Annotated in this window: 10 protein-coding genes; 9 read left to right on the top strand and 1 reads right to left on the bottom strand. The window is 60.1% G+C overall.

Translation table 11 applies throughout. The features are described from left to right. The first annotated feature begins 81 nt into the window (after positions 1 to 81). Positions 82 to 2,052 (top strand): hypothetical protein, encoded by a 1,971-nt coding sequence (locus ABIE13_RS03720; protein WP_354441283.1) that lies wholly within the window; start codon positions 82 to 84, stop codon positions 2,050 to 2,052. A 125-nt stretch (positions 2,053 to 2,177) separates the two neighbouring features. Here the strand turns inward: ABIE13_RS03720 and ABIE13_RS03725 are convergent, their stop codons facing one another. Beyond that, on the bottom strand, positions 2,178 to 3,011 hold the full coding sequence (locus tag ABIE13_RS03725) for a class I SAM-dependent methyltransferase (RefSeq protein ID WP_354441285.1): 834 nt from the start codon (positions 3,009 to 3,011) through the stop codon (positions 2,178 to 2,180). Between the two features lie 207 nt (positions 3,012 to 3,218). Between ABIE13_RS03725 and ABIE13_RS03730 the strand changes: the two genes are divergently transcribed. The 8 genes from ABIE13_RS03730 to fdxA all read left to right on the top strand — a co-directional run bounded on the left by ABIE13_RS03730 (position 3,219) and on the right by fdxA (position 11,269). Then, positions 3,219 to 3,746, top strand: a complete 528-nt coding sequence (locus ABIE13_RS03730) for an OsmC family protein (RefSeq protein WP_354441287.1) — start codon at positions 3,219 to 3,221, stop codon at positions 3,744 to 3,746. Between the two features lie 10 nt (positions 3,747 to 3,756). After that, entirely contained in the window at positions 3,757 to 4,728 is a 972-nt protein-coding gene (locus tag ABIE13_RS03735; protein WP_354441288.1) for an AraC family transcriptional regulator, read from the top strand. A gap of 275 nt (positions 4,729 to 5,003) precedes the next feature. Continuing rightward, positions 5,004 to 6,809: a nitrite/sulfite reductase gene (locus tag ABIE13_RS03740; protein WP_354441289.1), complete on the top strand. Its 1,806-nt coding sequence runs from the start codon at positions 5,004 to 5,006 to the stop codon at positions 6,807 to 6,809. Between the two features lie 59 nt (positions 6,810 to 6,868). Next, positions 6,869 to 7,261 (top strand): DUF934 domain-containing protein, encoded by a 393-nt coding sequence (locus ABIE13_RS03745; RefSeq protein ID WP_354441290.1) that lies wholly within the window; start codon positions 6,869 to 6,871, stop codon positions 7,259 to 7,261. Next, the gene (locus tag ABIE13_RS03750) at positions 7,258 to 8,091 is read left to right on the top strand and encodes a phosphoadenylyl-sulfate reductase (RefSeq protein WP_436278370.1); all 834 of its coding nucleotides are present in this window, start codon (positions 7,258 to 7,260) and stop codon (positions 8,089 to 8,091) included. Before ABIE13_RS03745 ends, ABIE13_RS03750 begins: the two co-directional genes overlap by 4 nt. Then, positions 8,088 to 9,029 carry a sulfate adenylyltransferase subunit CysD gene (gene cysD, locus ABIE13_RS03755; protein WP_354441292.1) on the top strand — a complete coding sequence of 314 codons (942 nt, stop codon included), beginning with the start codon at positions 8,088 to 8,090 and terminating at the stop codon, positions 9,027 to 9,029. The genes ABIE13_RS03750 and cysD overlap by 4 nt, the downstream gene beginning before the upstream one ends. Before the next feature lie 343 nt (positions 9,030 to 9,372). After that, positions 9,373 to 10,746, top strand: coding sequence for a sulfate adenylyltransferase subunit 1 (locus ABIE13_RS03760; protein WP_354441294.1), 1,374 nt, complete (start codon positions 9,373 to 9,375; stop codon positions 10,744 to 10,746). 193 nt (positions 10,747 to 10,939) lie between these two features. Then, the gene (gene fdxA / locus ABIE13_RS03765) at positions 10,940 to 11,269 is read left to right on the top strand and encodes a ferredoxin FdxA (protein ID WP_354441296.1); all 330 of its coding nucleotides are present in this window, start codon (positions 10,940 to 10,942) and stop codon (positions 11,267 to 11,269) included. The last annotated feature ends 95 nt before the right edge of the window (positions 11,270 to 11,364 follow it).

The following is an 11,364-nucleotide window of genomic DNA, read 5'->3' on the forward strand; positions in this document are numbered from 1 at the left end:
GGCTGCTCATGGCACCGACCAAAACGGGCGTCAAAAAGCGGGATAATTGAATATAACTATAGATTTCATTTTTTAAGTTATATGAATCGATATACGCTTGCCCTGGTGGCGCTGCTCGCTTTGGGTGGCTGTGGTGGTGGTGGTGATGCAGAGCCTCAGCCAACGCCTTCTCCCCAGCCTACCGACCCAGTCCGTTTCACGCAAATAGCACCCGCTCCCCAGGATCAGCCAACGCACGTTGCGTCTGAAGCGATCGAATATGAGCTCGGACATTTGCCGGTTCGGGGCATCGCGCCATTCCCAAGCGTCTTTCTCACGCCAATACATGGAGCCATCCGTTTTCCGCAAGCGAGTTTGCCTAAAAGCGGGCGCGTGAATGACCGCTTCCCTATCGTCTTGCTCTTGCACGGCAATCACGAAGTCACGGACCCAAGCTACAGAGGCTACGACTATCTCGCCCAGAATCTGGCCGAACATGGCTATGTGGCGGTATCTATTGACGCGAATGCCATCAACGCCAGCACAGATGACCCCTTTGATCCATCCAACTTCGGGGACACCTCCAGCGTCTCGCGAGGACAGTTGATCCTGGGAACTCTGGACCAACTGCGCAAGATCGACAGATCCGGTGGCCCCGGCTGGATGTCTGCCCTGAAGGACAAGCTCGATTTCGAACGTATCGGGGTGATGGGCCACTCTCGTGGAGGCCAGGGCCTCACCAACGCCTTCAAGTTCAACCTGCAGCGCGAATCCGTTACACCCATCGAATTGAAGAATCAACTGGCTAACAGGCCAGATACCTTTGCCAGATATCCTGAACTGTTAGCTGCCGTCGTGAGCCCCGGCGTAGTCGACAACGAACTATTTGTGAAAGCCCTTGAAACCGAGGAAGTCACCTTTAGCCCGAGCGCCAACACCGTCAGGCCTTATAACTTTCGAGGCGGGCTCCTGCTGGCCCCCACTGATTTCTACGGCACTGTTGGCTTGGCCAACATTCCGCTGGCAGTCGTGTTGCCTTCGTGCGACGGCGATGTATTCAATATGCAGGGCGCCCGCACTTACGATAACAACCGCTATAGCTTCGACTACGACACTGCGGCAGATATCCAAGTGTTGGTACGTGGGGCCAACCACAACTACTACAACACAGAGTGGAGAAGAGATGACACTAACCCTCCTTACCTTCCCCACGATTCCTATTGCGATGCGCAGCGTGACCAAACGCCTCACATGAGCCCTGAGGATCAGCGCCGCGGCGGCCTTTTCCTCATCAACGGCTTTATGCGCCATTTTGTGGGGGGCGAATCGGCCTTCGGCTCGTACTGGGACGGCTTGGCACAATTGCCTCGTGCGGCCTGCCCCGAGGGCGAATGGCCGTGCGATGCACGAATTGCTCTGACCATACAGAAAGACGCCACCAGCCGCCTGAGCATCCATCGGTTTCAATACGCCGACAGCATGGGAAGAAATGATCTGGGCGGTGCCGTCAGTTTGAGTGGCTTTGATGCGGCTGCTTTGTGCGAAATGCCTTATGGAAACTCAGAATCCGAAGGGGCATGCATGCCCGCCCGGTTACCTGGTTTCGAAACCAAAGCCTTGGCCGCGGGTGGACTGCGCTCCATTTCCGAGCATATTCAGCTGTCCTGGAGCAGTCCGAAGGCCAGCATGTCCACCAAGCTGGATGGGGCCTCTGCAAAAGCGTTCGACACACTCTCTTTCCGCGTTGCCGTTGTGCGACCCTTTGGCCAGGAGATTGAGGTGTCCTTGACGGACGCTTCCGGGAAATCGGCGTCCGTGAGAGCGAGCCGCTTCAGTGACGCACTCTATTCAGGCCCGAAAGCACCGCGCTCTGGTTCACCTCTGATACCGGATATTGCTGACCTTCCCTTTGGCAATGGCGAACCCGTGCAGTTGATGAATATGGTTGCGATACCGCTCAGCGCCTTTCCGGGAGTGGATATGAACCGGCTGCAGGAACTGCGTCTGGATCTTCCGGCTCAGTCGGGCAAGATCGCATTGGCCGACGTGCAATTTCAGAAGCTAGGCAGGTAAGGCGCGGCGGTTAAGCCAGCGCTATAACTTCTGTCCTTGGTTTTCAGGTCAGAAAACCAAGGCTCACCAAACAGCTGACTCGCGTCCAATGCGGCAGATCCACCGATGAATTTTCGCGAGGGGCCTCAACGCCGCGTGACCACGACCTCGACGTACTCGCTTGGTACCACCAGCGAGTTCGGCCCTGCGACGTTCAATCGGTTCAGCAACTCGCAGAGGTCGCGCTCCAGTGCGGCCGCCCCCTCGGTCGGTAGCGATGCAAAAGCCTTGTGCACCGGGCCGTACCAAGTGCGGAACACTTCGACGAAGTGAGCCGCCGAGCGGTAGCGGAAGTTGAAGGTGCATGGTGTCAGCGCAATCGCTGCGGCTCTGTCTCCGAACAGCGTGTGCAAGTGCTCTTTGACGCCCCAGCGTGACGGCGGCTGCACACCGGCCGGCGGCGGCACGTGACCACCCAAAACCTTGAAGAGCTGACCGATGAAGCCTTGCGGCGTCCAGTTGGCCAGGCCGATGCGACCACCCGAGCGACACACACGAGCCATCTCCGCTGCCGCCTGGGGTTGATCGGGCGCGAACATCACGCCGAAGGTGGAAAGGACTGCGTCGAAGCTGCCATCCTTGAAGGGCAGCGCCTCGACGTCCGCGGTCTGGAACGTCACATCGAGCCGTTCGGCCCTTGCGCGTTCGGCGCCGCGATCAAGCAGCGAGGCGACGTAGTCGGTCGAGGTGACTTGGCAACCACGACGCGCGGCGGCCAGCGTGGCGTTGCCGTTGCCGGCAGCAACGTCTAGCACGCGTTCGTCGAATCGCAGGTCACAGCTTTCGGCCAGCCGCTCGCCAACCAGTTGCAGCGTGGTGCCAATGACGGCGTAGTCGCCGCTGGCCCATGCCCCTTGCTGGCGCGCCTTAATGGCGCTGAGGTCTGGGGTGGCGGCGGGTACGGTGGCGGCGATGTTCATGGTGTGCTCCTTCAAATAATGGGCAGGGTGGAAACCGTACTATCAGGCGCAATGTCGCGCGCCGTCCTACCCGAACGTCTCCCTGGCTTGCCTCATCGTCCGGGCATGCTGTGTGGTCTATGCCTGCAAAGAGTTGGCGAGGCTCGCGACGAAGCCTAGAATGGTCCTCTCCCTGCCATTTCTGGCGTCCGGAGCCTGGAGACGTCCATGGCCACCTCCCCCATCGCTGCGGCACTCCACCGCTTCGAGACCCTGCTGCAACGCCGACCCGGCGCCGGCCTGCAAGACGATGCGCCGGCCACCGCGCGCTGGGAAGGTGGCGCACGCGTCATTGCGCTGCATGGCAATGGCCAGCGGGTGCTGACCGACATGCCCGCCGAGTTCGGCGGCGTCGGCAACGACGTCACGCCCGGCTGGCTGTTTCGTGCGGCGCTCGCGAGTTGCGCCACCACCAGCATCGTGTTGCAGGCTGCTCGCGAAGGCATTGCGCTCGGCGCGCTGGAACTGCGCGCTAGCAGCCGCTCAGACACGCGCGGCCTGCTCGGCATGCAAGGCGCCGATGGCAAGCCGGTAGACCCTGCCCCGGGCGAGCTGCAATTGCAGGTACGCATCTCGGCCGACGATGTGGCCCCCGAGCTCCTGCGCGTATTGGTGGAGAAAGCCCTCCGCTGCTCACCCATTCCCAGCGCGACGCAGCAGGCCTTGCCCTTGGCTGTGCACATCGACACGAACTGAGGCGCCTTCCATGGACGCCCTATCCGAAACTCTGCGCGTGGTCCACCTCGTGGGCGCGATATTCATCCATGCCCGATTTACCGCGCCATGGTGCTACCAGTCGCCGCCAGCCGACATGGCGGCGCCCTTTCTCGAGCCCGGTGCCGAGCGCGTGGTGATCTTTCACCTCATCACCGAGGGGGAGTGCTGGTGCGAGTTGGGCACCGAACCGCCCGTGCGCCTCGTGGCAGGCGACGCTATCCTCTTTCCGCAAGGCGATGCGCATCGCATGGCTTCAACGCCCGGCCTGCCGCCCGCCCGGGGTGCGCCCCTGGCCGAAGTGCTCGCGCGCCGGCCGCGCCAACTGGCCTATGGCGGCGGCGGCGACACGACCCGGCTGGTGTGCGGCTACCTCGCTTGCAGCGAACGACTCGCGCAACTGCTGCTGGCGGGGCTGCCGCCGCTGATCAAGGTCAGCGTACGCGGCTCCAACGCCGGCAGGTGGCTCGAATCCTCCGTGCGATATGCGCTGGCCGAGGCGCGATCGCCGCGTCCCGGAGGCGCCGGCGTGCTCGCCAAGCTCTCGGAGGTGCTGTTCATCGAGGTTCTGCGGCAGTACATGAACCAGCAAACCGATGGCCGCACCGGCTGGCTCGCGGGTGTGGGCGACCGCATTGTCGGCGCCGCGCTGCACGCAATGCACAAAGAGCCGGCCCGCGCATGGACGCTGGACGACCTTGCGCTGGTGGCTTGCACCTCGCGCTCGGTGCTGGCCGAGCGCTTTGCACGGCTGGTCGGCAGCTCGCCGATCCAGTACCTCACGCATTGGCGCATGCTGCTCGCCGCCAACCTGCTGAGCCACAGCAACGCACCCCTGATCCACATCGCGCAAGAGATCGGCTATCAAACCGACACCGCTTTCAGCCGAGCTTTTCGCCGCGAGTACGGCACGCCTCCCGCAAGCTGGCGGCGGCGCCAGGTTGCGCGCCTCCTACTGCACTGATCTGATTTTTGCTTTTTTTTAGCAGCCACCAATACTCCTCCACCAGGCGTTGAAAGCAATAAGCCGTTGATTTCCTTGCTGGTATTGATTTAAATGCTATAAAAATTAAAGCATCTTACTAGCGTGATTTTTCGCTTTCAAGTGAGCGATTACTCCTCTTATGACAAATAAGCATATATCAACAACAAACTATTGGTTTGATTTGGAATAAAGCACCGGTAAATTCCGTCTACGACTGAACCCGCTCAGCGGGCCTGACCCACGGAATAAAACTGATGTACCAATACACCGAATTCGATCGTCAATTTGTCACCCTCCGAGCTCAGCAGTTCCGAGACCAATTAGATCGCTGGCAGAAGGGGGAACTGACAGACGAGCAGTTTCTGCCCTTGCGCCTTCAAAACGGCTGGTATGTTCAACGCTACGCCCCCATGGCGCGCATTGCCGTCCCGTACGGCGAGATCAGCACCACACAACTACGGATGCTGGCCCGCATTGCGCGAGACTATGACAAGCCGGACGCCGCGCTGCTGGCCCAGGCCCAGGCCACTCAGGATGAGTTGCAAGCAGCCCAACCCGGCTTGACGCTGGCCGCCCCACCGCTGGTTTACGGCTACGGCCACTTCACTACGCGCACCAACGTTCAGTTCAACTGGATTCCGCTCTCGAAGGCCGCAGACGTGATGGATCTTCTTGCCAGCGTGAACATGCACGGCATCCAGACGAGTGGCAACACCATTCGCAACATCACCTGCGAAGCGCTGGAGGGTATTGCGCCCGATGAGATCGTAGACACGCGCCCCTTCGCGGAAATTGTGCGTCAGTGGAGCACGCTGCATCACGAATTCGCTTTCCTGCCACGCAAGTTCAAGATTGCCTTCAATGGCTCTGAAGAAGACCGGGCTGCCACCGGCTGGTACGACGTTGGCGTGCAGGCTCAGCGCAATGAGGCTGGCGAGGTTGGATTCACGGTCAAAGTAGGCGGCGGCATGGGTCGTACGCCTGTGATTGGAACCGTCGTTCGTGAATTCCTTCCCTGGGATCAGCTTCTGAACTTCCTTGAAGCGGTCATTCGTGTCTACAACAGTTACGGCCGTCGCGACAACAAGTGGAAAGCCCGCATCAAAATTCTCGTCAAGGCCGAGGGCCAGAAGTTCATTGACGAGGTGGAGTCGGAATACCGCTCCATCGTCGAACAGGACGGCGCGCCGCACACCATCACGCCCGCTGAATTAAGCCGCGTCTCGGCCAGCTTCGTCCAACCTGAACTGCGCCCAACCAATCTGCCTAGCCAGACGGATGTCCAGTCCAAGGCTTACCAACGCTGGTTGACCCAGAACGTACGCGCTCACAAGTTGTCAGATCTTCGTGTGGTCACGCTCTCCTTCAAACGCCCTGGGGCAGCGCCCGGTGATGCCGATGCGTCAGTATTGGAGGCAGTGGCCGAACTGACCGAGCTGTTCAGCGCAGGTGAGGCTCGCATCACCCATGAGCAGAACCTCGCTTTGCCTTGGGTCCATGAAAGCGACCTGCCTGCCCTCTACGAGCGTGCCAAAGCCCTGGGCCTGGCTCGCCCCAACATCGGCCTCATCAGCGACATGATCGCTTGCCCGGGCGGCGACTACTGCTCCCTGGCCAATGCCCGCTCGCTGCCTATCGCCGCTGCGTTGACCGAGCTCTATCAAGACATTGACGAAGTCACTGACTTGGGCCCCATTGACCTGCACATGAGCGGATGCATCAACAGCTGCGGCCACCATCACAGCGGACATATTGGCATTTTGGGTGTGGATAAGGACGGCAAGGAGTGGTATCAGGTCACCCTTGGCGGATCCGATGGATCCGCGCTTTCAGGACCCGCCCATCCCGGCAAGGTCGTGGGCCCATCTTTCACGGCAGCCGAAGTGCCGAGCGTCGTGGAAGCGGTGCTGGAAACCTACCGTTCGCTGCGAACCAGCTCTGCCGAGCATTTCATAGACACGCTGCGTCGTGTGGGGCATGAGCCCTTCAAGCTGGCCGCCAATGGCGCCCGCAGCTCAGGGCACCGCGCCAATCGTGAAAACGAAGAGGCACTGGCTTAAGTGATCAGGGAAACGGTTCGTTGACCGCCTTCCGTTTCCCCTAGCTCCCCATAAAAATCATGAACATTCTCACGACAGACTCCGCCGCTGCAGACACTTCCGAATCCCTGCAAATTGCCAACGACGCTGACCTTTCAGCTCTCGCGACGGAAGGCGCGATCCAGGCTGCCAAACTTATTGAGCTGAACTTTCCAAAATTCACAGATGGCCGGGCTTTCAGCCAGGCCGTCCTCCTGCGTCGGCGCTTTGGATTCGAAGGCGATATTCGCGCCACGGGTGACGTCCTGGTGGACCAATTGGTACAGATGTCGCGAAGCGGATTTACCAGCGCCGTGCTGGCGCCTGGCGTAGACCCTGCTGTTGCCGAAAGACAGTTCAAGCGTTACGCCGGCTTCTACCAAGGCGACGCGCAACAGCCCCTTCCTCACTTTGCCCGGCCGGAGACCGTATGAATGCCGCCGTCAGCGCCCTACCCTCTTCGCGGTTCGATCCCTCCGAAGTGATGGCCTCGTCGGCTATAGATCTTTATGCGCGCCCATCTCCGGACTTCGATGCGAAGCTGCATGAGACCGTGGTCACGCTGCTCAAGGCCGCAGCGACGGGCCAAGTCTCCCAGGCAAGCAGCCTTGGCGCCGAGGACATGATCATCACGCATCTCATCAACACCCATGCGTTGCCGATAGGGATTTTCGTGCTCGACACTGGCGCGCTGCATGCCGAAACAGTGGCGCTGATCGAACAGCTCAAAGCTCAGCAGGAGCAGCACGCTCACGCCCCACTCACGATCTATCAACCGTCCCAGGAAGCGGTCATACAGTTCGTGGGCCGTGAGGGAAAAGATGCCATGTACAAGAGCATTGAGCTTCGCAAGTCTTGCTGCAACATCCGCAAGATGGAGCCTTTGTCCCGTGCATTGGCCGGCAAGAACGCCTGGGTGACCGGACTTCGCCGCGAACAATCCGGTGCCCGCGCGGAGGTGAGTCTGGTGGACCGTTCCGAGGTAGAAAGCAAAGGTCTGCTCAAGTACAACCCTCTGGCCAACTGGACCTGGTCAGACGTGTGGCACTTCATTGCGGAGAACAAGGTTGCGTACAACCCGTTGCACGATCAGTTCTACCCCAGCATAGGCTGCGCACCCTGCACGCGCGCCGTGACAGTAGGCGAGGATTTTCGCGCCGGTCGATGGTGGTGGGAAAACGAATCCGCCAAGGAATGCGGCCTGCATGTCAAGCCAGCTTTATCTTCTTCCCTCAGCCCATCAGCATCACAGGCTCACGCATGAACGCCCGCACTGACCACGAACTCTTGCACCCCAGGCCTCAGCTGAGCAATGCCCATCTGGACGCTCTGGAGGAAGAAACCATCTTCATTCTGCGCGAGGTAGCCGCATCTTTTGAACGCCCTGCCTTGTTGTTTTCGGGCGGCAAGGATTCGCTGGTGCTTCTCAAATGCGCGGAAAAAGCCTTTGGCGTGGGGAGACTCCCCTACCCCTTGCTGATGATAGATACCGGGCACAATTTTCCAGAAGTCACGGACTTCCGGGACCAGCGTGCCAAGGAGCTGGAAGCCAAGCTCATCGTACGAAACGTGGAAGACAGCATGGCGCGTGGCACGGTGCGCCTGGCGCACCCAGGTGAAAGCCGCAATGTCCATCAATCCGTCACCTTGCTGGAGGCCATTGAAGAATTTCGCTTTGACGCACTCATCGGTGGAGCCCGGCGAGACGAAGAGAAGGCGCGCGCCAAAGAACGCATCTTCAGCCATCGCGACAGCTTTGGCCAATGGCAGCCCAAGGCCCAGCGGCCTGAGCTCTGGACCTTGTTCAACACGCGTCTGAGCAACGGCGAGCACTTCCGGGTGTTCCCCATCAGCAACTGGACAGAGCTCGATGTGTGGCAGTACATCGAACGCGAAAACATCGACCTGCCGAGCCTCTACTACGCGCACCAGCGAGAGGTGGTGGAGCGCAGGGGCTTGCTCGTTCCTGTCACGCCGCTCACGCCCGCCAGGGAAGATGAGACTGTGCAAGCGCGCACTGTGCGCTTCCGTACGGTAGGCGACATCACCTGCACCTGCCCGGTGCCCAGTCTGGCGAGCTCACCAGGTGAGATTGTGATCGAGACCCTGGCTGCGGATGTCAGTGAGCGCGGCGCCACGCGGATGGATGACAAGACCTCTGAGGCTTCCATGGAGAAGCGTAAGAAAGACGGGTATTTTTAGCCCACCCCTGAGGCGCTGCGCGCCTTCCCCTCAAGGGGACGCACCAGCGTCTCGGCGAAGCCTTCGCCGTGGTGCTCACGAAGGGCGGCGGGGGACTTTTGAGCAGCCCTGTGGCGCCTTCGGCGTCTTCCCCTCAGGGGGACGCACCAGCGTCTCGGCGAAGCCTTCGCCGTGGTGCTCACGAAGGGCGGCGGGGGACTTTTGAGCACCCCTGTGGCGCCTCCGGCGCCTTCCCCTCAAGGGGACGCACCAGCGTCTCGGCAAAGCCTTCGCCGTGGTGCTCCCGGACAACGGCGGGCTAGGGCCCGGCCTTTGATGCTCTAACCTATTTAGAGGTGATGTGATGACAATTGAATTGACGGTTTCTCCTGAAGTTTCGGCGGGGATTGAATCCAAGGATGACACGCGGACTGCGCTGCGGTTTATTACTTGCGGAAGCGTGGATGATGGCAAGAGCACTTTGATTGGGCGGTTGCTGGTGGACAGCAAGTCGGTGTTGCAGGATCACCTGGCGGGCGTGATGAGGCAGGGTGAGACGGATCTGGCGCTGCTGACGGACGGGTTGTCTGCCGAGCGTGAGCAAGGGATCACGATTGACGTGGCTTATCGCTACTTCAGTACCGAATCGCGCAAGTTCATCATTGGTGATGCGCCGGGGCATGAGCAGTACACGCGCAATATGGTGACGGCCGCTTCTCAGGCGGATGCGGCGGTGGTGCTGGTGGATGCTACCAAGCTGGCCTGGCAAGACGCAGGGCTTGAGCTGCTGCCTCAGACCCGGCGCCATACACTGTTACTGCAGTTGCTGCGTGTGCCTTCGGTGGTTTTCACGGTCAACAAGCTGGATGCCGTGGCAGACCCGGCACTGGCTTTTGCGCATATACGCGGTGCCTTGCAAGCCTTTGCCAACGAGGCAGGCGTGCAGACTGCAGCAGTTCTGCCTATATCCGCTCTGAAAGGTTGGAATGTCGTGGAAGCGGGTCAGCACGAGGCTGGCTGGTGCGGCTACGAGGGTCCCACCCTGCTGCAGATTCTGGAATCTCTGCCGGTCACCCCGCGTGAGACAGAGCTGCCGCTCGCTTTCCCTGTGCAATGGGTAGAGAAATTCTCCTCTTCCAGCGACACATCACAAGGCCGCCGCGTATTTTGGGGTCGTGTGGCGACGGGGCATGTCGGCCCTGGCACGCACATCAAGGTCTTGCCCAGCGGTCAATCAGCCGTGGTGGCACGCGTGCTCAACCACGCCCGTGCGCCCAAAACTGTCTCGGCCGGCCACAGCGCAGGGATTGTGCTGGACCGTGAGCTCGATGTGTCTCGTGGTGACTGGATTGTTGCGGTCCCAGTGCCAGCTTCCGCACCGGCTGATGATGATGGTTTTGGCGACACACCTGGCTCCGCATGGCCTGCAACGCGGGAGATCAATGCCACCATCGCGTGGCTGGATGACGAAGCCCTGGTCGCCGGGCGCGTTTACTGGGCTCTTCATGGCCATCGCTGGGTCAAAGCCAAGGTCAAGCGCGTGGTGGAGCGCCTGAACATCCAGACACTGGCACGGGAAGAGGCGAGCCAGCTTGAATCCAACGCCATAGGGCATGTAGAACTGGCATTGCAGGAAGCCATTCCTGCGACACCTTTCCAGCACAGCCGTGCGCTGGGCTCATTGATCCTGGTGGATACTTCGAATCACAAGACCGCAGGGGCTGCACTCGTGCGTTGAACTCTGCTGTTTCTCTTGGCAGATCATCGAGATGGCCAAGGGCCTGGGCAAGCTGCCTGCCAGCCATAACCGCTCTGACGGCGCGGCCACATTCCCCGTGAACGCTCGCGGGGATAAAATCGCTGGATTTTCCAGATTACGCCTGCAGCCGAGCGCCGGAATAATTTATCAACTTTGATCCCGTAACAATAAAATGACCCACGTCGTCACCGAAGCCTGCATCCAATGCAAATACACCGATTGCGTGGACGTCTGCCCGGTCGATTGCTTCAAGGAAGGTGCGAACTTCCTCACCATCGATCCCGATGAATGCATCGATTGCGCTGTCTGCATCCCTGAATGTCCGGTCAACGCCATCTACGCAGAAGAAGACGTCCCCAAAGACCAGCAGCATATGATCAAGATCAACGCTGACCTGGCTCTTTCTGCCAACTTCAAGACCATCACAAAGCGCAAAGACCCGCTGCCCACAGCTGAAGAATGGAAAGACCGCACCGACAAATTGGCCGAACTCAAGCGCTAATTCCGAAACGCGCATCACCAACCATGAAACGGGGCGAGCACATCCCTCGCCTGCGCATGGGTTTGCGCAAAACGTGAGAATCGGCTCAAATACAC

The sequence above is a fragment of the Ottowia thiooxydans genome (assembly GCF_040548795.1).
In the GTDB taxonomy this organism is placed as follows: domain Bacteria; phylum Pseudomonadota; class Gammaproteobacteria; order Burkholderiales; family Burkholderiaceae_C; genus Ottowia; species Ottowia thiooxydans_A.